The organism is Phaeacidiphilus oryzae TH49 (assembly GCF_000744815.1).
Lineage (GTDB): Bacteria > Actinomycetota > Actinomycetes > Streptomycetales > Streptomycetaceae > Phaeacidiphilus > Phaeacidiphilus oryzae.
Window position 1 is genome coordinate 512473 of the sequence record NZ_JQMQ01000004.1, and the last position, 22989, is coordinate 535461.

At 71.1% G+C, this 22989-nt stretch carries 21 protein-coding genes; 16 read left to right on the forward strand and 5 right to left on the reverse strand.

The genetic code is table 11. The features are described 5' to 3' along the window. Positions 1-11 precede the first annotated feature (11 nt). A complete protein-coding gene (arfA, locus tag BS73_RS02475) occupies positions 12-1511 on the forward strand; it encodes an arabinosylfuranosidase ArfA (RefSeq protein ID WP_037568833.1) in 1500 nt (499 codons plus the stop codon). A gap of 105 nt (positions 1512-1616) precedes the next feature. Here arfA and BS73_RS02480 read toward each other — a convergent pair whose 3' ends face one another. Both BS73_RS02480 and BS73_RS02485 read right to left on the reverse strand, forming a co-directional pair. Then, positions 1617-2675, reverse strand: a complete 1059-nt coding sequence (locus BS73_RS02480; protein ID WP_051939123.1) for a LacI family DNA-binding transcriptional regulator — start codon at positions 2673-2675, stop codon at positions 1617-1619. Positions 2676-2704: 29 nt separating this feature from the next. Continuing rightward, the gene (locus BS73_RS02485) at positions 2705-4240 is read right to left on the reverse strand and encodes a glycoside hydrolase family 43 protein (RefSeq protein ID WP_037568835.1); all 1536 of its coding nucleotides are present in this window, start codon (positions 4238-4240) and stop codon (positions 2705-2707) included. A gap of 190 nt (positions 4241-4430) precedes the next feature. On the opposite strand from BS73_RS02485, the gene BS73_RS02490 reads away from it, so the two are divergent. Beyond that, positions 4431-5150 (forward strand): snapalysin family zinc-dependent metalloprotease, encoded by a 720-nt coding sequence (locus BS73_RS02490; RefSeq protein ID WP_063836893.1) that lies wholly within the window; start codon positions 4431-4433, stop codon positions 5148-5150. On the opposite strand, the gene BS73_RS02495 is transcribed toward BS73_RS02490, so the two are convergent. After that, positions 5147-6205 carry a LacI family DNA-binding transcriptional regulator gene (locus tag BS73_RS02495; protein WP_051939126.1) on the reverse strand — a complete coding sequence of 353 codons (1059 nt, stop codon included), beginning with the start codon at positions 6203-6205 and terminating at the stop codon, positions 5147-5149. The genes BS73_RS02490 and BS73_RS02495 overlap by 4 nt on opposite strands. A 139-nt stretch (positions 6206-6344) precedes the next feature. Here BS73_RS02495 and BS73_RS02500 point away from each other — a divergent pair, with 139 nt between their 5' ends. The 3 genes from BS73_RS02500 (at position 6345) to BS73_RS02510 (ending at position 10849) form a co-directional block, all read left to right on the forward strand. Continuing rightward, complete coding sequence (locus BS73_RS02500) at positions 6345-7721, forward strand: ricin-type beta-trefoil lectin domain protein (protein WP_037568839.1); 1377 nt, start codon at positions 6345-6347, stop codon at positions 7719-7721. Continuing rightward, positions 7718-10000 (forward strand): ricin-type beta-trefoil lectin domain protein, encoded by a 2283-nt coding sequence (locus BS73_RS02505; RefSeq protein ID WP_235215252.1) that lies wholly within the window; start codon positions 7718-7720, stop codon positions 9998-10000. Before BS73_RS02500 ends, BS73_RS02505 begins: the two co-directional genes overlap by 4 nt. Positions 10001-10246: 246 nt before the next feature. Then, positions 10247-10849 (forward strand): hypothetical protein, encoded by a 603-nt coding sequence (locus BS73_RS02510; protein ID WP_037568841.1) that lies wholly within the window; start codon positions 10247-10249, stop codon positions 10847-10849. 103 nt (positions 10850-10952) lie between these two features. Here BS73_RS02510 and BS73_RS35430 read toward each other — a convergent pair whose 3' ends face one another. Beyond that, the gene (locus BS73_RS35430) at positions 10953-11369 is read right to left on the reverse strand and encodes a hypothetical protein (RefSeq protein ID WP_200886615.1); all 417 of its coding nucleotides are present in this window, start codon (positions 11367-11369) and stop codon (positions 10953-10955) included. 215 nt (positions 11370-11584) lie between these two features. Here BS73_RS35430 and BS73_RS02520 point away from each other — a divergent pair, with 215 nt between their 5' ends. The 8 genes from BS73_RS02520 to BS73_RS40865 all read left to right on the forward strand — a co-directional run bounded on the left by BS73_RS02520 (position 11585) and on the right by BS73_RS40865 (position 19506). Further along, positions 11585-11941, forward strand: coding sequence for a hypothetical protein (locus BS73_RS02520; protein WP_037568842.1), 357 nt, complete (start codon positions 11585-11587; stop codon positions 11939-11941). 267 nt (positions 11942-12208) lie between these two features. Next, complete coding sequence (locus BS73_RS02525) at positions 12209-12781, forward strand: TetR/AcrR family transcriptional regulator (protein WP_051939133.1); 573 nt, start codon at positions 12209-12211, stop codon at positions 12779-12781. Between the two features lie 61 nt (positions 12782-12842). Then, the gene (locus BS73_RS02530) at positions 12843-14255 is read left to right on the forward strand and encodes an MFS transporter (RefSeq protein WP_051939139.1); all 1413 of its coding nucleotides are present in this window, start codon (positions 12843-12845) and stop codon (positions 14253-14255) included. 14 nt (positions 14256-14269) lie between these two features. Next, complete coding sequence (locus BS73_RS02535; RefSeq protein ID WP_051939141.1) at positions 14270-15481, forward strand: M20 family metallopeptidase; 1212 nt, start codon at positions 14270-14272, stop codon at positions 15479-15481. Between the two features lie 291 nt (positions 15482-15772). After that, positions 15773-16426, forward strand: a complete 654-nt coding sequence (locus BS73_RS02540) for a response regulator transcription factor (protein WP_037568844.1) — start codon at positions 15773-15775, stop codon at positions 16424-16426. 32 nt (positions 16427-16458) lie between these two features. Next, positions 16459-17697, forward strand: a complete 1239-nt coding sequence (locus BS73_RS02545) for a sensor histidine kinase (protein WP_037568846.1) — start codon at positions 16459-16461, stop codon at positions 17695-17697. 38 nt (positions 17698-17735) lie between these two features. Beyond that, positions 17736-19010, forward strand: a complete 1275-nt coding sequence (locus BS73_RS02550) for a COG4705 family protein (RefSeq protein ID WP_037568848.1) — start codon at positions 17736-17738, stop codon at positions 19008-19010. A gap of 172 nt (positions 19011-19182) precedes the next feature. After that, positions 19183-19506 (forward strand): type 1 glutamine amidotransferase family protein, encoded by a 324-nt coding sequence (locus BS73_RS40865; RefSeq protein WP_407674949.1) that lies wholly within the window; start codon positions 19183-19185, stop codon positions 19504-19506. A 55-nt stretch (positions 19507-19561) separates the two neighbouring features. Here BS73_RS40865 and BS73_RS02560 read toward each other — a convergent pair whose 3' ends face one another. Further along, positions 19562-20161, reverse strand: coding sequence for a TetR/AcrR family transcriptional regulator (locus BS73_RS02560; RefSeq protein ID WP_037568851.1), 600 nt, complete (start codon positions 20159-20161; stop codon positions 19562-19564). Positions 20162-20329: 168 nt separating this feature from the next. Between BS73_RS02560 and BS73_RS02565 the strand changes: the two genes are divergently transcribed. From BS73_RS02565 to BS73_RS02575, 3 genes are all read left to right on the forward strand, one after another. Next, complete coding sequence (locus BS73_RS02565) at positions 20330-21523, forward strand: MFS transporter (RefSeq protein WP_037568852.1); 1194 nt, start codon at positions 20330-20332, stop codon at positions 21521-21523. A gap of 315 nt (positions 21524-21838) precedes the next feature. After that, positions 21839-22129 carry a hypothetical protein gene (locus BS73_RS02570; protein WP_037568853.1) on the forward strand — a complete coding sequence of 97 codons (291 nt, stop codon included), beginning with the start codon at positions 21839-21841 and terminating at the stop codon, positions 22127-22129. Positions 22130-22191: 62 nt separating this feature from the next. After that, on the forward strand, positions 22192-22854 hold the full coding sequence (locus tag BS73_RS02575; RefSeq protein ID WP_037568854.1) for a class I SAM-dependent methyltransferase: 663 nt from the start codon (positions 22192-22194) through the stop codon (positions 22852-22854). Positions 22855-22989: the final 135 nt, after the last annotated feature.

The following is a 22989-nucleotide window of genomic DNA, read 5'->3' on the forward strand; positions in this document are numbered from 1 at the left end:
GGACCACCGAATTGCCCCGCGCCCATATCGAGCTCGACCGGCAGGCCGTCATCGCCCCCGTCCGACGCCGTACCTTCGGCTCCTTCGTCGAGCACCTCGGCCGCTGCGTGTACACCGGCCTCTACGAGCCGGAGCACCCGAGCGCGAACGAGGAGGGGTTCCGCATGGACGTCGTGGAACTCGTCAGGGAGCTCGGCAGCACCACCGTCCGCTACCCGGGCGGCAACTTCGTCTCCGGCTTCCGCTGGGAGGACTCGGTCGGCCCACGCGAGAAGCGCCCGGTGCGCCGCGACCTCGCCTGGCACTCGCTGGAGTCCAACCAGGTCGGCCTCGACGAGTTCGCCCGGTGGCTCAAGCTCACCGACTCGGAACTGATGCTGGCGGTCAACGTCGCCACCCGGGGGATCCTGCCGGCCCTGGACCTCCTCGAGTACGCCAACCACCCCTCGGGGACGGCCCTGTCGGACCTGCGGATCGCCAACGGCACCCCCGACCCGCACAACGTGCGGATGTGGTGCCTGGGCAACGAGATGGACGGCCCCTGGCAGACCGGATACATGGCCGCGGACGACTACGGCAAGACGGCCGCCCGCACCGCCGCGGCGATGAAGGCGGCCGACAAGGACCTCGAACTGGTCGTCTGCGGCTCCTCCGGGTCCGGCATGCCGACCTTCGGCGACTGGGAGCGGACGGTGCTCGAGCACGCCTACGAGCACGTGGACTACGTCTCCTGCCACGCGTACTACCAGGAGCACGACGGCGACCTCGGCTCGTTCCTCGCCTCGGCGCTCGACATGGACCACTTCATCGACGCCGTCGTCACCACCGCCGACCACGTCGGGCACAAGAAGCACTCCCGGAAGAGGATCAACGTCTCCTTCGACGAGTGGAACGTCTGGTATCTGACGGAGCATCAGAAATCCGCCGAGGTCAACGACGAGTGGCGGCACGCCCCCCGTCAGCTGGAGGACGTCTACTCGGTGGCGGACGCCGTGGTCGTCGGCAACCTGCTGATGACGCTCCTCAAGCACAGCGACCGCCTCACCTCGGCATCGCTCGCCCAACTCGTCAACGTGATCGCGCCGATCATGACCGAGCCCGGCGGGCCGGCCTGGCGCCAGACGACCTTCTACCCGTTCTCGATCACCAGCCGGCTCGCGGCCGGCGAGGTGATCCGCCCGGTGATCGAGGCGCCGGTCTACCGGACGGCGCGGCACGGCGAGGCGCCCGTGGTGGACGCCGTCGCCACGGTGGACGAGGACCGGGCCGCGGTCTTCCTCGTCAACCGCGACCTGGGCGAGGTCGCCCGGGTCACGGTCGACGTGCGCGGCCTCGGCTCCTCGCGCGTCGCCGAGGCGGTCACCCTCGCCGACGCCGACGTGTACGCCAGGAACACCCTCGCTGAGCAGCACCGGGTGACCCCGACCGCGAACAAGAGCGCGACTCTCGCCGACGGCCTGCTGAGCATCGAGCTGCCGCCGGTCTCCTGGACGGCGATCGCCCTGCGGTGAGCGGCGGCCCGACAGCTGCCGGGGCCGCTTCATCGGCGGCGGGCCGTCTCGTCGGCGGCGGGCCGTCTCATCGGCGTCGGCGCGCCTCATCGGTGGCGGCCCGTCTCACCGGCGCCGGGCCGCGCCCTTCGCGGCGGGCCCGGTGGAGGAGCGGACGACCAGTTCGGTGGCCAGCTCCATGCGGGCGGGCCGCCGAACGCCCTCGTCCTCGCCGCGGGTGAGCTCCCGCAGGAGCTTGACCGCCTCGGCGCCCAACTCGGTGCTCGGCTGCCGGACGGTGGTCAGCCGGGGGCTGACCCAGTCCGCCTCCGGCAGGTCGTCGAAGCCGATCACGCTGACGTCCTCGGGCACCCGCAGCCCTCGGGCGCGCAGCGTGTCGTAGACGCCCACCGCCATGGAGTCCGCGCAGGCGAAGACCGCGGTGATCCCCGGGTCCTTCTCCAGCAGCGTCTGGGTGGCCGCCGCCGCTCGGCCCCGGTTCCAGTCGCCGTAGGCAACGGACACCGTCGCGCCGCCGGCCGACGCGGTTTCGGCCGCCGCGCGGAACCCGTCGACGCGCGCCCGGCTGTAGAGGTGCCGGGCGTGGCCGGCGACGACCCCCAGGCGCTGGTGGCCGAGGGACAGCAGATGCTCGGCGGCGATCCGGCCGCCGTTCCAGTTCGCCACGCCGATGCTCGCCGCGCCGGACGGCGGCGTGCTCATGGGGTCGATCAGCACCATCGGCACGCCCGCCGCGGAGAGCGCGTTGAACTGCCGCGAGGTGGGATCGACCAGCACCCCGATGGCGCCGAGGGCGCGCCTCCGCAGGAGGCGGGACACCCAGTCGCTGTCCGGATCGGCGAGCGTCAGCACGACGTCCAGCCCCGCTGCCGCCGCCTCGCGGCCGACCCCCGCGATCACCAGATTGGCCCACGAGCCCTCGAAGTGGGTGACCACCAGGTCGAGGAGGTTGCGCAGCCCGCCTTCGTCCCCCGGCGCCTCGATCTTGGCCCCGCCGCGGCGGGTGTAGCCGACCTCCCGCACCGCCTCCATGACCTTGGCGCGGGTCTCGGCCGAGACGTCGGTTCCGCCGCGCAGCACCTTGGACACGGTGGGCACGCTGGTACCGGCGGTCTCGGCGACCAGTGACAGAGTCGGGCGCGATCCGGCGGGTCGGGGAGACATGGGGAAAGGTTAACCAGCAAGGGGGCTGTTCAGGGGGCCGGGGCCGGAGCCGGCCGGTAATCGAAGCGGTCGAATGCCACCGTGCCCTCGGTGGCGTACATGCCGATGACGCGTCCGGTGAAGCCGCAGGCGACCTCGGTGGAGAGGTACCGGCCGTCGAGCTCGGCCAGCAGCCGGGCCTCCGGGGCGTCCGGATCGCCCAGCCAGAAGGCGAGGGTGTCCGGTCCTGTGGTCCCGCCGTCGGTCAGTTCGGGGGAGGCGGGGACGAGGTCGGAGGTCCGGATCGCCACGGTCAGGGTCAGCGGGCCGGACGGGACCGGGAGGGTGGCCACGGTCTGCCGCAGCGGGCCGATCCGCGCCACCACGGCGACCGCGCCGTTCCCCGCCTCCAGTGCGTAGTGGTGGGCCTCGTCCAGGCGGACGGCCAGGCCGCCGCGTCCGGTGCCGGGGTCGATCAGCACCGCGGCCCGGCAGTCGTGGTGCTGCTGGCGGCGGCCGACGAAGGTGTAACCGGGACGGTCGAGGGTGGGCCCGGTGGCGGTGAGGGTCAACCAGCCGGGGCGCTCGCCGAGCGACCAGGAGCCGGCGGGCCGGGCGAACGGCGAGATCCAGTGCGGCGCGAGCTCCGGCGCGTCGAAGTCGTCCCGGGGCGCCGGCTGTTCGACGGGGTGCCAGGCTCCGCCCGGTGCCGGATGGGTCTCGGGCACGGGCGCGACGACGGGCCAGCCGTCCGGGTCCCACTCGACGGGGGTCAGGAAGGTCTCGCGGCCGAGGACGTGGACGTCCGGGGTGAATCCGCGGGGACGGACGCCGAGCAGCACCATCCACCAGCCGCCGTCCGGCGCCTCCACCAGGTCGCCGTGGCCGGTGTTCTGGATGGACCGGGCGGTACCGCTGTGCGACAGCAGGGGGTTGGCCGGCGCCCCCTCCCAGGGGCCGCGCGGCGAGCGGCTGCGGGCGATGGAGACGCTGTGCCCGCGCTCGGTGCCGCCCTCGGCGATCAGCAGGTACCACCAGTCGCCTATCCGGTAGAGGTGCGGGGCCTCGGGGTACTTCAGCCCGCTGCCGGACCAGGTGGCGAAGGGTCCCTCCAGCACCTCGCCCTCGACCGGGTCGATCCTGGCCAGGTTGATACCGCCCGCGGGCCCGGAGAAGGCGCACCAGCAGGTGCCGTCCTCCTCCCAGGCCAGATCCGGGTCGATGCCCTCCAGGTCGATCCAGACCGGGTCGCTCCACGGCCCCTCGGGCCGCTCGGCCGTGACCACGAAGTTGCCGCCGCCGTCGATGTTGGTGTTGATCACCCAGTAACGGCCGTCGTGGTGGCGGATCGTGGGCGCGTAGAGCCCCCCGGACGCCTTGGCGCCGGGGAAGGGCAGCGGCAGCTGCTCCTGCCGGTCGAGCACGTTGCCGATCTGCTCCCAGTGGACGAGGTCCTTGCTGTGGAAGATCGGCAGACCGGGGAAGTACTCGAAGCTGGAGCACACGAGGTAGTAGTCGTCCCCCACCCGGCACACGCTCGGGTCGGGGTGGAACCCGCCGATCACCGGGTTCTGGTACCTGTACACGGATGCACTTCCTCTGCTGGTCGCGGACGGACGAACGGACGAGGTGACGGGCGGTTCTCCGGAGCCGGACGGCGCCCGGGGACATCGTTCCAGCCCGCGCGGCGGAGGGGACGCTCTCCTCACAAGTTGTCATGTCCGTGGTAAGAAGGGACGGTTCGAGCGCAGACAACCAAGGAGGCGCATCAGCCTTATGAGCAATCGCCTAGCCGCCGCCGCGGCACTGGTTCCGGTCGTGCTGGCGGCCACTCTCGGAGTCGCCTCGGCGGACTCCGCGCAGGCCGCCGCGCGGCCGGGGGCCGCCGTGGTCACCCTGACCTACGACGACAGTCAGGCCGGAGCCACCTGGGAGAGCGCGATCGACCAGGCCGTGGCCAACTGGAACGCCGCGGTCCACAACGTCCACCTGCAGAAGGCCGCTTCGCCCGGTTCGGCCGACTACACCTATGTGGCCACCGACGGCTGGCCGCAGACCACCCTCGGGCCGATCGTCCCCGGCGGCGCCAAGGGCGAGGTCGACCTCGGAAGCCAGGCCCTGGACCAGGGCTACGACGCCACCCGCGTCACCGCCCACGAGACCGGGCACATCTTCGGCCTCCCGGACGACTACAGCGGGCCCTGCTCCGAGCTGATGTCCGGTCACGGTCCGGGCCCCTCCTGTACGAACGCCGTCCCCTCGGCCGCGGAGGCCGCCCAGGTGGACGAGAACTACGCGGGCGGCGCCGGCGCCCTCCGGGCCGGCCCCACCCCGTCGTCACCGACGTCTGGGCCGCCTCCCCGGCCACTGCCGGGACCGCTGCCGGGTCCGCTGACCGGGCCGCTGCCGGGTCCGCTGACCGGGCCGCTGCCGGGTCCGCTGCCCGGTAGACCACCCGCGGCGCCGCCTGACGCGCGGTGGTCGATGTCCCGCTAAGCCCCGTCGGCGGGCGCGGGGCCGGTGCTCTCCCGGACGATCAGCCGGGTGGCCAGCTCCATGCTGACCGCCTCGTGGGCATGGCCGTCGAGTTGGCGCATCAGCATCGTGACGGCGGTCCTGCCCATCTCCAGCAGGGGCTGGCGGACCGTCGTCAGGCGGGGGGAGGCGGCCCGGCTGACGTCGATGTCGTCGAAGCCGGTCACCGACAGGTCCTCGGGGACCCGCAGCCCGCGCTCCCTGGCCGCCTCCAGCACGCCGACGGCGACCTTGTCGTTGTAGCAGACCACCGCCGTCGGCCGCGGACCGAGGTCGAGCAGTTCGCCACCCGCCCGCAGCCCGGTCTCCGTCGCGGGCTCGCCATGGCGCAGCAGCCCGGGATCGCCGAGCAGACCGGCCTCCGAGAGCGCCGCGAGGTGGCCGCCCACCCGGTCGTCCCGGGAGTGCCAGGCGGCCGGCCCGGTGATCAGGCCGATCCGGCGATGGCCGAGCTCCACCAGGAGGCGGGTGACGGCGCGGGCGCCGGAGAAGTGCGCCGCCGAGACCGACATCGTGCCGCGCGGCACGGTGACCCGCGGATCGATCACCACGAACGGGTAGCCGCGCGCGGCCAGCGCCTCCAGATCGGCGCGCGGCTCGGGCGGCAGGATCAGCACCGCGCCGCGGACGTCCCGCCGGCCGGGCAGCTCGCGGAGCGCCGTCGAGCCGACCACCGCGTCCCCCGCGTCGAGCAGCATGGCCCGGCCGCGCAGGGCCAGCGTCTCGGCGACCGAGGTCACGATGTGCCCGAAGTAGTCGGTCAGCAGGTAGGGGCAGCGGACGAAGACCGGCAGCCGCGACTCCGGCCCGCGGGCCCGCGGCCGCGGCTCCGGCGCGCGCCCGCCGAGCCGGTCCACCACCTGCCGTACCCGCTCGCGGGTGGCGGGCGCGACGCCGTCCGCGCCGTTCAGCACCCGGGAGACGGTCGCGATGGACAGCCCGGTCTGCGCGGCGATCGCGCGCACCGTGACCCGGCCGCCCGCCTCGTCGCCCTTCGAAACAGAGCTCTGTTTCATCACTTCCCCGTAACGATGCATTTTGGTCTGTACCAGTCATCCGCAGCCCGTTGACGCCATTCGAGCGCACTGCTGCAATCGCTGGCACCCCTGTTTCTGAAGTTGTTTCAGAAACGATGCGACCGAAGGGATCCCCCACATGCGTCCCACGAAGTCGGCGCGCCGGGTCCGAGTACCCGGCGCCGCGCTGGCCGCCGTCCTGGCCGGCCTCGGCCTCGGTTTCACCGGCTCGACGCCGGCCGCCGCGGCGGGCGGCGCCTTCCCCGCCCACTACGCCGCGCCGTACCTGCAGATCTCCTCCTCCGACGCCGGCGACATGGCCGCGGACCAGTCCGCGACCGGCTTGAAGGACTACACCCTGGCCTTCCTCATCCCCAAGTCCGGCTGCACGCCGGAGTGGGAGGACGACGGCTCCGGAGTCGGCGCGTTCTCGTCGCAGATCAGCTCGCTCCAGTCGTCCGGCGGCAACGTCATCGTCTCCTTCGGCGGCGCCTCCGGCGGAGAGCTCGCGCAGACCTGCACCAGCGTCTCCTCGCTCACCGCCGCGTACAAGAACGTGGTCGACACCTACGGCGTGACGCGGCTCGACTTCGACATCGAGGGCGGCGTCCTCTCCGACACCGCCGCCACCACCCGGCGCGACCAGGCACTGGCCGCTCTGCAGGCCGAGGACCCGTCCGTACAGGTGGACTTCACCCTGGCAGTGGCCCCGGACGGACTGCCCACCGGCAGTGGCTCCGAGTACGCGCTGCTGCAGGACGCGCGCTCGCAGGGGGTGAAGGTCACCACCGTCAACCTGATGACCATGGACTTCGGCGACGGCCAGAACGCCCTCGCGGACGCCGAGTCGGCCGCCCAGGCCTCTGCCTCGCAGCTGGCCGGCCTGTACGGGATCTCGACCTCCGCCGCCTACGGGATGATGGGCCTGACCCCGATCGCCGGGCAGAACGACGACAACGAGTACTTCTCCACCTCGGACGCCGCCACGCTGGAGAGCTTCGCCGCCGCCAAGGGCGTCGGCGAGCTGTCCTTCTGGGAGGTGGACGGCTACGACAAGCCGACCGGCTACCAGTACTCGTCCCTCTTCAACGCGATCACCGGCAGCAGCAGCAGCGGCGGTGGCGGCGGCACCGGGACGGGCACCGGGCAGATCACCGGCTACCAGGGCCTGTGCCTGGACGACCAGTCGGCGAGCACCGCCGACTACAACCCGATCCAGGTCTACACCTGCAACGGGACCGGCGCCCAGCAGTGGACCGCCGGCTCGGACGGCACGCTGAGGGTCCTCGGCAAGTGCCTGGACGTGGACGCGGCGGGCACCGCGAACGGCACCAAGGTCGACCTGTACGGCTGCAACGGCACCGCCGCCCAGGTCTGGCAGCACCAGTCCAACGGCGAGCTGGTCAACCCCAACTCCGGCAAGTGCCTGGACGACACCGGGTACGGCGGCTCCGGGACCCAGGTGCAGATCTGGAGCTGCGCCGACACCGCCAACCAGATCTGGACCCTGCCGTGAGCGGCCGTATCGGCGCGCGCGGCGGCGTGCGTATCGGCGCGCGCGCCGGCGCCCGCGCCGGCAGCCGGGCGGGAGCGCGGGCGCGCCTGGCTGCCGTCCTCGCCGTGGCGGCCCTGCTCCTCGCCGCGTTCAACGCCCTGACCCCGCAGCACGCGCAGGCCGCCGCCAGACCCGCCGCAACGCCCAACGCCAAGCCCGGCACCACGCCCAACGCCACTCCCGCCGGCGCGATCGTCGGCTACCAGGGCCTGTGCCTGGACGACCGCTCCGCCTCCACGGCCGACGGCAACCCTGTGCAGGTCTACACCTGCAACGGGACCGCGGCGCAGCAGTGGACCGTGGCCTCGGACGGCACCCTCCGCACCCTCGGCAAGTGCCTGGACGTCGCCGGGGCCGGCACCGCCGACGGCACCGCGGTGGACCTCTACACCTGCAACGGGACGGTCGCCCAGGTCTGGCAGCCGCGGTCGGACGGCGAGCTGGTCAACCCCGACTCCGGTAAGTGCCTGGACGACACCGGGTACGGCGGCTCCGGCACCCAGGCGCAGATCTGGAGCTGCGCCGGCACCGCCAACCAGACCTGGACCCTGCCCACCGCCACCGCGCCCGGCAACACCCCGGCCCTCGGCCCGAACGTCTACGTCTTCGACACCTCCATGTCGACCACCACGATCCAGAACGACATCGACGCCGTCTACGCGACCCAGGAGTCGAACCAGTTCGGTAACCAGCGCTACGAGTTGATGTTCGAGCCGGGGACGTACGACGTGTCGGTCCCGGTCGGCTTCTACACCGAGGTGGTGGGCCTCGGCCAGAACCCCTCGCAGACCGTGATCACCGGGGGCGGCATCCACGCCGACGCGGCCTGGAGCAACGGCAACGCCACCCAGAACTTCTGGCGCGGGGTGGAGAACATCACCATCGACCCGTCCTCCGGTTCCACCGAGTGGGCGGTCTCCCAGGCCTCGCCGATGCGCCGGGTGAACATCGACGGCAACCTGGTGCTGGACGACGACACCTCGGGGAACACCACCAGCAACTGGTCCTCCGGCGGCTTCCTCGGCGACTCGGTGGTCACCGGGCAGGTCGACTCCGGCACCCAGCAGCAGTTCCTCTACCGCAACGACCGGTTCGGCGGCTACACCGGATCCAACTGGAACATGGTCTTCGTCGGCACCGGCGGCGCGCCCGCGCAGAGCTTCCCCAGCCCGCCCGACACCACGGTCGGCCAGACCCCGACCGTGGACGAGAAGCCCTACCCCTACGTCGACGGCTCAGGGAACTGGAACGTCTTCGTCCCCGGTACCCGGACCGGCTCGCAGGGGGTGTCCTGGGCGAACGGCGACACCCCAGGCACCTCGCTGCCGATCGGCGACTTCTACATCGCCACCCCCGGCGACACGGCCGACCAGCTCAACTCGGCGCTCGCCGCGGGCAAGGACCTGCTGTTCACCCCGGGCGTCTACCAGATCGACGGCACCCTCGACGCCACCGACCCGGACACCGTCGTCCTCGGCCTGGGCCTGGCCACGCTGGTCTCCGACAACGGCGACACCGTCCTGAAGACGGCGGACGTGAACGGCGTCCGCATCGGCGGCCTGCTCTTCGACGCGGGCACCACCAACTCCCCGGTGCTGGTGGAGATCGGCCCGAACGGCTCCAGCGCCTCGCACGCCGGCGACCCGACCGTGCTCTCCGACGTCTTCGCCCGGATCGGGGGAGCGACGGTCGGCAGGGCCACCGAGACCCTGGAGGTGAACAGCTCCGACGTGATCGGCGACGACCTGTGGCTGTGGCGCGCCGACCACGGCAACAGCGGCACGGTCGGCTGGAACACCAACACCGCCGCCAACGGACTGGTGGTCAACGGCGCCCGCGTGACCATGTACGGCCTTGCCGTCGAGCACTACCAGGCCGTCCAGACCCAGTGGAACGGCGACGGCGGAGCCGACTACTTCTACCAGAGCGAGATGCCCTACGACCCGCCGGACCAGGCCAGCTGGATGGACGGCTCGTCCGACGGCTACCCCTCGATCGCCCTCGCCGGCTCGGTGACCGGCTTCCAGGGCTACGGGCTCGGCGTCTACTGCTACTTCAGCGCGAACTCCGGCGTGGCCGCAGCCAACGCGTTCACCTCGCCCACCGTTTCCGGGGTGCAGTGGCACGACATGGTCACCGTCTCCCTGGGCGGCGTCGGCACCATCGACCACGTCATCGACGGCACCGGCCCCACGGTCCGCTCAGGCAGCACCGTCGGCTATCTGACCAGCTACAACTGACCGGCGGAGCGCGGAGCGCGGGACACGGCGGCCGGGGCCCCGGAGCACAGTTCCGGGGCCCCGGCCGTGGACCGCCTCGACGTCAGAAGGCCGTGCCGGGGGCGGACCCGCCGCGTACTACTCCGCGACCCCTCCTGGGAGCCGAGTTCCGAGCGACCGTGGACAGCCGGCCTGGCGCGGGTCCAAGCTGCCAGCGGGTCGGTCTCATAAGGGGGAAGCGTGGTCACAGGTGCCGAGGCGGCGAGTGTGGCGAAGCTCGGAGCGAGCATCGCCGAGGTGATCAGGAAGGCCACGCCGCCCGCGCAAGGATGGCCTGGCGCCCGCGAGGCGCTGATGGAGCTCTTCACCGTGCTGGACGAATGGTGTGCCGCCGCTGAGGAGAGCAATCACGCCGTCGAGTACGCCCTCGATGCCCGCTTGACCGGTTCGCCATGGTTCTATCGTGGCGGCCCTCCTCAAATGGCGCCAGACCACCGGATGCGCCTGCATCGGGGGTTCATCGAACGGATCACGGCGGATGCGGACCGGCTCCTCCAGCCGGCCGTTCCGTGGCTGCGGCGGTGGCGTGGATCGCGGAGTCGCGCCGAAGCGCGCCGCACCCTGCGCAGCATGATGCGGATCTACTGCCCGGAGGTCCTCGAGGCGTACGAGACGGCGGTCGCGGGCCGTGCGGCCTGGGTGCTGCAACATCGAGACGAATTCGTCGAGAGCCTGCGCGACCCCGGCATCTCGGCTGAGGAACTGCAGCGCACGCTGGACGAATTGGACGAATCGTTGCGAGACCTTCTGTCCGTCCGCGAGGAGATCGGCCGGCTCATCCGGGATAACTACCCCCTCGGCTCCGGATAGCAGTGGCTGACTCCTGGCGGACCGGTCCGGTCTGCGACATCGTCACCCGAAGATCGCCGTCGACTTCGAGCGCGGCCACTTCGTCGAGTGTCCCGACGACGAGTCAGGACGTGGCGTGGCTCCGGTCCGCGTGGTTTGTCGCCGTCACTCGATCCAACGGGCGGCGGCCTCGTAGGTGGTGGCTGGGCTGCTGTTGAAGGCGATGGCCGCATCGGGTGCGTGGCGCCGAATCAGGTTGATCACTAGCTCGAGGAGCGACCTGATCGTCTGAGTGCCGCAGGCCACCGCCGACGGTGACACACTCCCACCGGTGGGCTCGCAGTGCTTTCCCGACGACCGCTTCCACGTCGTCACTTCCATCGAGGCCGAACAGGCAGGTCTCCGCGCCCACGCCGTGTTCGGCGAACTTGTTCAGCCCCTCCTCGATCGCCTGGGCTGCCGGCTCGGGATCCCACGGCCCGGGCACCCGATACGGATCGAGCCCGATGACGAGGACGCGGGGTGCGGCGTCGGTGTCCATGGGACTCTGCAACGACTGAGTTGGCACACCCGACGGGCTGCTGGAACGGCGTCTCGAAAAGCCGGTCCGGCGCCTTGGCCTCATCAGGAGTGCTGCACTCCCGAGGTGATGGGGGTGTCACGCAGGTTGTATCAACATGCAAGATGTTGTGTCCTGTTATTCGAGATGATTGATACGGTCGCCCGACCAGTCCGAACGACCGGAGGGCGTGCTAGATGCTCAAGACCGTCATCCATGTGTTCCACGACGACGATGACTCGATCGCCACAGGAACCCGCGTAGCCCAGCGCATTCATGAGGTCGCGCCGGACCAGGGCAGCAGCGTCGAGGTCTTCTGCTTCGGGCCGGCCCAGCGCCGTCTCACGGACGGGGATGCCTCCGTGGCAAGCGCCACCTACAACCGTCAGATCGACGAGTTGATCGCCGACGGTGTCCTTGTCGGGGCCTGCGTCAACGCAGCCCGTGCCGAGGGAGTCGAAGCCGAACTCGCACGGCGCGGGCTCAATCTGCGGGTTGCCCGAGACGAGTTCCTGCGCTTCACACTCGAACACGCCACCGTGGTCACCTTCTAGTCTCGGGCATGGTCGTCCGGGCAGCCGAGTCCAGCAGGTGATCACTAAGCGAAAAGCGCCGCTCCCGAGCGAGAACGTCCGCGTGCCGGCCCTCGGCCGCTTGGGGTGAGCGCTGACCGCCCGCACAGCCCTGCGGGCGGAAGGATCGGGTAAACAGAGTGTTCCCCCATCGGCTCCGATGACTGTATGGCAGGCCCTGATGGGGGAACACCATGTTTACCTGAAAGCGTTGACGGGGCCCGTGGGCGCCCTCTAGGTTGAACGGCCATGGGCAGGGAGAGCGCGTCGGGCGACGCGCAGCGCAAGGTGCTGGACGCCGTCGCCGAATTGCTTACGGAGCTCGGCTATCTGGAGCTGACCGTCGACAAGGTCGCCAAGCGGGCCGGGGTGACGCGCAAGACCATCTACCGCCGGTGGCCGCACAAGGCCGCCTTGGTGGGGGAGCTCCTCATCCGGGACGCCCGGATGGACACCGTGCCCGAGCTCGGCGACAGCCGGGCCGAACTGCGCCGCCTGTTCGAGCTGATCCTCCGCGATGTGCAGGAGGAGGGCAGCCGCGTCCTGCCCGCCCTGTGGGCGAACATGGGTGATCCCGCGGTGATGGAGCGCTTCCGCCGCGAGGTGATCGCGCCGCGCCGGCTGGATGCCCGGGCCGTCGTCCAGCGGGCGATCGCACGCGGTGACCTCCCCTCCGACACCGACGTGGATCTGCTGATCGACACATGGTCGGGAGTCGTCCAGTTCCGCAGCGAGGTCCGCCGGGACGTCTTCCTGGCGTCCCAGGCCGATGAGCTGGTGGACCTGGCGCTGCGCGGCGGGGTCCCCCGGCTGCGCTCCTGAGTGGTCTGCGTTTTCATGCCTGCCCCGGCCCCCGCCCCAGAGATCTCCGAGGAGAGCTGCCATGCCCGAAACCATCGACCCGCCCAGAGACGTCTCCTCCGGCCAGAGGGGGCTCGGCGTAGGTCCGATGCTCGGCTCGATGGCCGTCGTCGAGGTCGTCAGCGGCTTCACCCAGCAGTATCTGTATCCGGTGCTGCCGACCGTCGGTTCCCAGCACGGGATCAGTGTCGTCCAGCTGTCCTGGATCTACGTGGTGCAACAGGTCGGGATGACGGTGTTCACCCCCGTGCTGTCCAGGCTGGGCGACAACCACGGCTACCGGAAGGTGCTGAGGCTGTCAGTGGCGATGGTGGCCTTCGGCTCGCTTTTGATGGCGGTGTGGCCGTCGCTGGGCGGCATCGCGCTGGGGGCGCTGCTGCAGGGCGGCGTGGTGGGCTTCATGCCGCTGATGATCGGAATCCTGCGGGACCGCGCGGGCGACGCGGGGGTCCGGCGCGGGATCGGCGCCCTGGCGGGGGTGCTGCTGGCGGCAGTCGGGGTGGCCGGGGTGGCGGCCGGTGCGGTGGCCGCGGTCAGCCCGGTGCTCGGGCTGTGGGCCGGGGCCGTCGTCGGGGTACTGGGTTTCACGGCCTGTCTGCTGATCCCCGCCGAACGCTCGGAACCGGTCGGTCAGGGATTCCCCCTGCTGCCGTGTGCCCTCCTCTCGGTGGGACTGATCGGGATCACCTTGGCGCTGTCCCAGGGCCCCGCTTGGGGCTGGGCGTCCTCCGCCACACTGATCAGTGCCGCGATCGGTGTACTGGCGGCTGCCGCCTGGCCATTCGCAGAGCTGAGAGCCGAGCGGCCGATGGTGGACGTCCGGATGTTCCGCAACCGCCGGGTGGCGCTGCTGTCGGTGGTGACCTTCTGCCTGTCCTTCGGCACCCTCGGCACCCTGGGCGCGAACTCCACCTTTCTGGGCGCCTCCCCGCACACCGCCGGATACGGCTTTGGACTGGGCTCGCTGGCGACCGGCTTCGCCTTGTTGCCCTTGTCGGCGACCGGGATGGCCGCCTCGCTGCTCACGCCGCGGGCTCTGCGGCTGCTGGGCGACCGCGTGACGGTGGCGATCGGCGGGTTGGCGGCGCTGGTGGGCTTCGGCGGACTGGCACTGCTGTACAGGACACTGACGGGCTGGGTAGTGACATCAGCGCTGGTCGGGATCGCCATGGGCGTCTTCGAATCGGCGACCCGGGCCCTTTCGGTGGAGGCCGTGCCCACGTCTGAGACGGCGACCGCGGCAGGGGTGAACGAACTGGTGCTCTCCCTCGGCGGGGCGGTCGGTGCCGCACTGGTGAGCGCCACATTGAGCGCACACGCCGATGCCGCCGACAGGGTGGAGCTCGGCGGCTACAGCACGGCCTGGGTGATCTGCGGCCTGGTCGGCGCGGCCGCCGCGGTGGCGGCCGGCTGGCTGCCCCGAAAGACGAACTGACGAGGAGTCACCCTATGAAGTCCAGTACGGCCGAGCTGCGCCGCCAGGTTGAAGAGCGCGCTCGCGAGCTCAACGGCTCCCTCATCGCGTTGAGTCACCGCCTGCACGCCGAGCCGGAGCTCGCCTTCCAGGAGCACCGATCGGCCGCGGCGATCGCGTCCCTGGCGCAGAAGGCCGGTTTCACGGTGCAGCGCGGGGCCGGGGGACTGCCGACCGCCTTCGACGCGCGCTTCGGAGCCGGCGATCTGGTGATCGCCTTCTGCGCTGAGTACGACGCGCTGCCCGGGCTCGGCCACGCCTGCGGCCACAACGTCAACGCAGCTGCGGCCACCGGCGCGGCGCTGGCGCTGAGCGCCGTGGTCGACGCACTCGATATCACCGTCCGGCTGATAGGCACCCCGGCCGAGGAGGACGGCGGCGGCAAGGCGTACCTGATCGAGGCGGGTGTCTTCGACGGGGTCGGCGCGGCGATGATGGCGCACGCCGACGCCGAGGACCAGGTGCATGGACAGTCGCTGGCCATCGGTTCCTGGAACATCTCCTACACCGGACGGCCGGCGCATGCCGCGGCGGCCCCCTGGGAGGGGGTGAACGCCCTGGACGCCCTCACCGTGGCCCAGACCTCGCTCGGCCTCCTGCGCCAGCAGCTGCCCAGGGACGCGGTGGTCCACGGGATCGTCACCGACGGCGGTCAGGCAGCGAACGTCATCCCCGCGCACACCGCCGCGCTCTACGAGGTCCGTGCCGACTCCCTGGCCCGGCTCCGCGACATCCAAACGCGCGTCCGGGCCTGCTTCGAGGCCGGTGCGGTGGCCACCGGTGCCGAGCTGGAGATCGCCCCCAACGGACGGGACTTCGCCGAGCTCCGCCAGAACGGGGAGCTGAGCGAGCTCTACGCCGCGGCCGCGGAGGAGCTGGGCCGCAACGTCGACCGCACGCCCCACCGCACCGGCTCCACCGATATGGGCAACGTCTCCCAACTCGTCCCGGCCATCCATCCCACGATCGGCTTCGACACGGCCGGCGCCCGCCAGCACACGGCAGAGTTCGCTGCCGCCAGCGCCACGCCCGGCGCCGACCGCGCGGTCTTGGACGGTGCGATCGCGATGGCCTGGACCGGCGTCGAATGCGCGGCCCAGCCGGCCCTGCGCAAGCGTCTGCTGACCGGCGCTCAGGAACGCGACGCCCGGCCCGCGCCCCCGGACCAGGGGCGCCCTCCGCAGTAGTAGCGGGCCGAACTCAGGCGCGCCGCCGCGCGCCGTGCCGCCACAGCCCGTTGGGACCTGCGGAAGGTGCTTTGCGCAACACTCCGCGAGTTCGATCACGGAGCAGCCGTAGCCGGGCCTGCGCGAGGTGGAGACGTGGGGCGTCATCGACGTCGAAGGGTGCTGGAGGCGTTCCCGTCGGTCGTCGCAGCTTCACGCGCAGCTTGCCTGGGGGTGGTGTGCTACCAGCGACTGTCGTGCGACTGATCGGGGAGAATGGAGATCGGGAGCGGGAGTGTCTAGGGTCATGGCGTGGCTCTCCTCATGGTGTGCGAAGACGACGCGACCGTCCGCGGTCTTCTCAAGCGCGCCCTGGAGCGCGACGGCCACAGAGTCTGCGTCGCCGCCACGGCCGGCAGCCTGCTGCGGCAGCTCGAACCCGCACCCCAGCTCGTCGTCCTGGATCTAGGACTCCCGGACGCCGATGGCAGGGACGTCTGCCTGGCGCTTCGGGCACGCGGCGTCGACGCGCCGGTATTGATGCTCACCGCCATGGACGGTCTGCATCACAAAGTAGGCGGCTTCGAAGCGGGTGCCGATGACTACCTGACCAAACCCTTCGACATCCCGGAACTCCTGGTCCGTATCCGCGCGCTACTGCGGCGGGCCGCCGCGCCGCCCGCAGCGGGTGAGGTCATCCTTGACCCGGCCAAGCACGTGGTGACCTACAACTCGGTGAGCGAAGGCCTGACCCCGACTGAGTTCCGGCTCCTGGGCCGCCTCATCGCCGGGCAGGGCGAGGCGGTGCGCCGTCACGCCCTTGTCGCCGCCGGCTGGCCGCTCGGGGCCCAGGTCAGCGACAACACCCTCGACTCCTTTGTGCGACGGCTGCGTACCAAGCTCGGTCTTCTGGGTGTGGCCGAGCGTCTGGCGACGGTTCGCGGCGTGGGCTACCGATGGCAGTGACGGGATTCCGCTCGAGGATTGTCGCGCTCACCGTGCTGATCGCGACCGCCGTGGTGGCGATACTGGTCGTGGTTTCGCACGTGCTCCTGAGCCGGGTGACGGACGCGGACGCGCACAAACTGGCGCGCACCCGCGCCGAGGCCGTCGCGGCGAACGTCACCGCCACCGCGGGCGGCCGAGTCGTGCTGACGGAGAACGGCAGCGAGGCGCTGGACGAGGTTGTCTGGGTGTACGCCGACGGCCGCCTGGTCGACGGCAACGTACCCACGCGCATGATCGGGCCGGTCGAGGCGCTGGCCGGCTCAGAACGAGCACAGACGGCCACAGTCGACCGGTATCTCCTCTATGCGCAGCAGATCCCGATCGATGGCCACCACGTCATGGCGATCGTCCGCGTGGACCTCACGCCCTACGAGACCTCCGAGCAGCACAGTCTGACCTTGTCCCTGATCCTGGGCGGTCTGGCGATCCTCTTCGCCGGCGCCGTCGCCCACCTCGTGGTGCGCCGCGCGCTGCGGATCGTGCACGAGATGGCCGCTCTCGCTGATGACTGGGGTCATCGCGAACCCGGACGCCGCTTCGATCTCGGCGTCCCCCGTGACGAGTTCGGGGAACTGGCACAGACCCTGGACCACTTGCTGGCACGCGTCGACAGCGCGCTGGCGGACGAGCGCCGGCTCACCGACGAGATCGCCCACGAGCTGCGGACACCGCTCACGGTCCTGCGGGCCGAGGCGCAGATGGCGCAGCTGTACGGCGAGCCCGTGGCGCCGGCAGTGGTGCTGGCCGAGGTCGACCGCCTCAACTCGGCGATCACGACGCTTCTGGGCGCCGCTCGGGCGCGGATAGACGCCGGGAACCGGTGCGATCTGCGCGCCGTCGCGTTGAAGGCGATCGCCGGCCGCGCGGTCGAGGTCGACTGCCCCGCGGGAGTCGAGGTCGCCGTTGCGGGTGACGTCGCCGTGTCGCTTCTGTCGCCTCTCCTGGAGAACGGCCTCCGGCATGCGCGGTCGCGCGTGTGGATCACCGCCCGACCCCAGGGCGGGGACGTCGTGGTCGATGTCCGCGACGACGGTCCCGGGTTCGATCCCGGTGAGGTCGACCGGGTCTTCGAGGCGGGCGTGACCGGCGGCGCGGGATACGGGCTCGGGCTGCCGGTGGTCCGGCGAATCGCCGCCTCGGCCGGTGCGGAGGTCCGCGCGTGGGCGGATGGCCACGGCCACGTTCAGGTGACGCTTCCGGCCGCTCAGGCGACTGCCCCGGCCACGTAGTCAGGTTGCGTGCAGGTTCCGAGCGCAAACCTCACTTCATGACAACGACGACCGAAGCCCGCACGCGCCGCGGGCGGCTCATGCTCAACAAGGTCCCTGAGGTCACCGTCTGGTTCTGGGTGATCAAGATCCTGTGCACCACGGTCGGTGAGAGCTTCGCCGACTGGATCAACATGCAGCTGGGCGTCGGCTTGGTGAACACGGCCTGGCTCTTCACTGCGGTCTTCGCGGTGGCCCTCGCCGTCCAGTTGCGCCTGAAGCGGTACGTACCGTTCCCGTACTGGCTGACCGTTGTCGTCGTGAGCGTCACTGGCACCCTGTACACCGACATCCTGACGGATCAGCTGAACGTTCCGCTGTGGATCAGTTCCGCGGTCTTCTCGGTGCTGCTCGCGGTGGTGTTCGGCGTGTGGTGGCTGCGAGAGCGCACCCTGTCGATCCACTCGGTCACCACACCCTCGCGGGAGTCCTTCTACTGGCTCTCCGTCCTCGTCACCTTCGCGCTCGGGACCGCGACCGGCGATTGGACCCTGGAGCTGTCCGGCTGGAGCCCGGGCGTCTCCGTGCTGCTGCCGCTCGCCCTGATCGCGGCGATCACAGCGCTGTGGCGCTTCGGCGCGAACCCGGTGCTGTCCTTCTGGCTCGCCTACATCCTCACCCGCCCCCTGGGCGCCAACATCGGCGACTGGCTCGCATCGCCGAAGGTCGCCCAGAACCCGGGCGATCCCACCGGCCTTGCCTTGGGTACCTTCACCACCAGTCTGATCTTCCTCGGGCTGATCCTGGCGACCGTCGTCTACCTCACGGTGACACGCTCGGACGTGACCGAGACCTATGAGGCGACCCACGCTTCCCAGGCGGCCACCGATCCGCGCAGAGAGCGCGTCGCGCTTGCCGGTTTCGGGCTTCTCGCCGTCGCCACCACGGTCCTGCTCGCCTGGGCCCACGCCCAGCCGCACGTGGGGCCGGCACCCGAGACCGACACCACCTCCACCGTGCAGCTCGCGCCCGGCCAGGCCGTGAAGAAATTCCCCATCGCCAAGGTCCAGGCGCTGCGCTCCCTCGCCACCACCTCCCTCAAGGACACCCGCGCAGGAGACACGTCCGGCGCCCACAAGGCGGCCCAGTCACTACGCGACCTGTGGGACGCCGACCAGTCCTCCCTCCAGCCCCTGGACGGCACCGGCTGGACCTCCATCGACGCCCAGATGGACAAGGTCCTCAAGACCTTCGGCATCGACCACCCGAACCCGCCGATGGCACCGGCGCAGCAACAGATCGAACTCAAAACCCTCCTGGCCGCCCTGGGCTGACGAACGGCTCACGGACCTGCACTAGCCGCTCCCGGGGCCGACCGGCCCACAGGTGCAGTCCGCCGATGCCGCGACACCTCACCTTCGCTCAGACCCGGCTCGGAAGGCGGCTCAGGTCTCCGCGCCCGGCGGTCGAGGTGCCTCGCCCTGCGCCGAGGTCACGGTCGCCGCCGTGCGTGGCGGAACCCTGGTGCTGGCCGTGGCCGGCCTGCTGGAGGGCCGCCCCGCCACCACCCGCCACCTGGACATCGACCTCCTCTTCGCCGCCGGAGCCCACGCCGACCGTCCCGGAAGGAAGAACCGCACCGTGCCCGTCGACGGCCCCTGGGACCTCCTCGACGTCGACCGGCTCACCTGGAAGCAGGCCCTCACCAAGCCCCGCGCCTCAACCTGCAACGGCGCCGGGCTTCGGCCTGCTTGGGAACGCTTGTCGGAGCCGCGGGCCAGTGGCCGCGAGCCCGGACGGCCGGTAGGCGCGGTGCTGTTCGGCTGCTGAGCCGCGGGGCGCGCGACAGCGCCGCTGTGGGGCTCGGGCGGCGGAGTGGGGCTTCCTACGCGCGCCACATCGCGAGGACGGCGTCCGCGGCGGCGTGCAGTGCCTGGGCGGACATCCCGTCGCATGCCTGGGTGGACACACCCAGCAGGAAGGAATGGATCACGGACGCGATGGCGTCCACATCGGTGTCCTCGGGGAGTTCTCCCGCGGCGACGCTGCGGACGACGCAGGCCCGGATGCGCGCCCTGCCCGTCGCGCGCCACCTCTTCATCGTGTCGTGCGCGGCGCCTTCGTCCTTGCCGTGGTTCCCGACGGTGCCCGCCAGCGAGACGAGGCAGCCGCGCGGATGTGCGGGGTCGGTCTGCATGTCGATCGACCGGTGCAGCATCTGGGCGATCGCCTCGCGCGGGCTCAGGGTCTCGTCGTCCACCACCGCGGTGACGCTGCCGGGTCCGGCCATGTAGTGCTCCACGGCCCGCTCGAACAGGCCGTGCTTGGAGCCGAAGGTGCCGTACAGGCTGGCCGAGGACAGGCCAGTGGCCTCGCGGAGCTGGGCCAGCGAGGTGGCTTCGTAGCCGTGTTCCCAGAACAGCAGGGCTGCGGCTTCCAGCACCTTCTCCATGTCGAAGGCGCGGGGACGTCCGACGGCGGACAAACGAGCCTCCCGCATGTCATAGTTTCGGATCGATCGCTCCACTTTAGCACTTGGGTCGGCGTCCGCCGGCGCTGCCGGTCCTTGTGGATCGATCGATCTAATTTGACAGCGGATGCGGCCTGGGATCAGTATCGGATCGATCGATCCATAAAACCAGGAGTCAATCTCATGACTGCCACGAGCGTCACATCCGCTTCGACCCAGCCGGATACGCGGCTTCCCCTCGCCGCCCTGGCCGTGATGGCGAGCACCATCTTCATCGTCATCATGACCGAGACGATGCCGGCCGGACTCCTTCCTCAGATCGCCGGCGGAATCGGGGTCTCGGTCGGCGCGGCCGGCCAACTCGTCAGCGCCTACGCGATCGGAACGGTCCTGGCGGCGATCCCGGCGATCGTCATGACGCGCGGGGTCCGGCGAAAGCCGCTGCTCGTCATCGGGCTGAGCGGCTTCCTCGTCGCGAACACCGTCACCGCCCTGGCGCCCGACCTCGCCGTCGCGCTCGTCGTCCGGTTCATCGCGGGGGCGTTCTCCGGGCTGCTGTGGGGGATGCTTGCCGGGTACGCCATGCGTATCGCGGCGCCGGAGCGTGCCGGGCGCGCCCTGGCCATCGCGATGAGCGGTACCCCGGTCGCGCTCGCCGCCGGAACGCCGCTGGGTACCTGGCTCGGTTCGGTGGCCGGCTGGCGGTGGACCTTCGCCGCGATGTCCGTCCTCATCGCCCTCGTCGCGGTCGCGGCGCTGGCAATCGTCCCGGACGTTCCGGGGCAGGAGGCGCACACCCGCCTGCCCTTCGCGGCCGTCCTGCGGCTTCCGGGCGTGGCGACCATCCTCGCCGTCGTGTTCGTGTGGATGCTCGCCCACAACCTCATGTACGCCTACATCGCCCCGTACCTGCAGCAGTCGCACCTCCACCTGCGGCCCGACGTGGCACTCGTCGTCTTCGGCATCGCCGCGATCGGCGGTATCTGGGTCACTGGGGCGCTGGTGGACCGGATGATGCGGCGTCTCGTTCTGGCCGGCGTGAGCCTGTTCATCGTCGCCGGTGTCCTCCTCCTCGCCACGCAGGGGTCCACTCCACTGGCGATCCTCGCCATCGTCCTGTGGGGTGTCGCCTTCGGCGGCTCGGCGACACAGCTGCAAACCGCCACCGGGGACGCGGCTGGGGAGAATGCGGACGCCGCCATCGCCTTGGTGACCACGGCCTTCAATCTGGCGATCTTCGCGGCGGGTGCAGTCGGAGGGATCCTGGTCGACGGCGTCGGAGCGCGATCACTGCCGGTGGCGATGATCGTCCTCGCGGCCGTTGCGCTGGTCGCTGTCGGCTTCGGTCGACACGCCGCATTCAGGTCCCCCCGCTGACTGACGGCCGCTGGCCGGCTCGGAGTAGGTCGGCGGTGGCAGCGGGAGCTGGTGCGGGTCGAACCCCCGGAACCGCTTTCCCGCTGCTGCCGCAGGCGCCTGCCGTCCCGGCTCTACCGCTGCGGCATCGAAATGCACTATTTGCTCCCAGGTCGCGGCCCGCTCCCCGCTCCCTTGGGCCTCCGCCGCAGATGGGCGCGGGGTGGCGGCGGTTGGTACGCGCAGGCGTGGCCGATCTCGCCCGGGAGAGGCGTTCGGCGCAGAGACGGGGTAGGCGACCCGGGTGGGGAGTGGGAGGGCGTCTCGGGAGCCGATATGACAGACCTGCGCACGCCGGCTCAGCTCATCGAGCTGTTCTTGACCGACACCCACGCCTGGCCGCGGGCGGAGGCCGAGAACGAGACGCGCCTGCGCCTGGCTCGGCTGACCTGGCGTCAGCACAGCTACCTCGCCCCGGCCACCGTACGGGCTCTGACCGCATGGGCCCACGAGCGGGTGAGCACAGCCCCCGCGATGGAAGTGGCCCGCGCCTACCGCGAACACCACACACTGCTGACCTGGCTGGTCAACACCGGCCACCTCCCCACCAGCCAACGACCCAGGTGAACCGGCCGCGACCAGGGCACGGCTAAGCTGCACCCGGGGCACGAAACGGGAGGCAGAAGGCCGTGGCGGACGAGCGGGAGCTGGCCGAGGCCCAGCGGCGGCACTGGCAGGACACCTACACCGCCCATCCCGGCATGTACGGCGAGGAGCCCTCCGCGCCGGCCCTCCACGCCGTCGGCGTGTTCCGTGCTGCCGGGGCCCGGGACGTCCTGGAGCTCGGCGCCGGACACGGCCGCGATGCCCTGTACTTCGCCCGCGAGGGCTTCGCCGTCCAAGCCGCCGACTTCAGCCCCGTCGGGCTGGAACAACTGCGCCGGGCGGCCCAGGCGCAGGGCGTGACGGGACAGGTCACCACCGTGGTCCACGACGTGCGCGAGGCACTGCCGCTGCCGGACGCCTCCGTGGACGCCGTCTTCGCGCACATGCTGCTGTGCATGGCCCTGTCCACCAAGGAGATCCACACGATCGTCGGTGAGATCCGCCGCGTCCTGCGACCTGGCGGCACATTCGTGTACACCGTCCGGCACACGGAAGACGCCCACTACGGCGCCGGCACCTCGCACGGCGACGACATCTACGAGCACGGCGGCTTCGCCGTCCACTTCTTCGACCGCGACCTGGTCGATGCCCTCGCCGACGGCTGGACACTGAACGAGGTCCACCCCTTCGAGGAAGGCGACCTGCCCCGCCGCCTGTGGCGCGTCACCCAGACCTTGCCCCGCTGACGGGCGCGCGCGTCCCCGGCCGCCGACAAAGGGAGTGCGACGGCGCGACCTGGTCCGCGCGGAGCATCGACCGTGGTCAGGCGACGCAGATTCCTGGCACGGCCTGTGCTCTGAACAGATGCGGACTGGCGACCA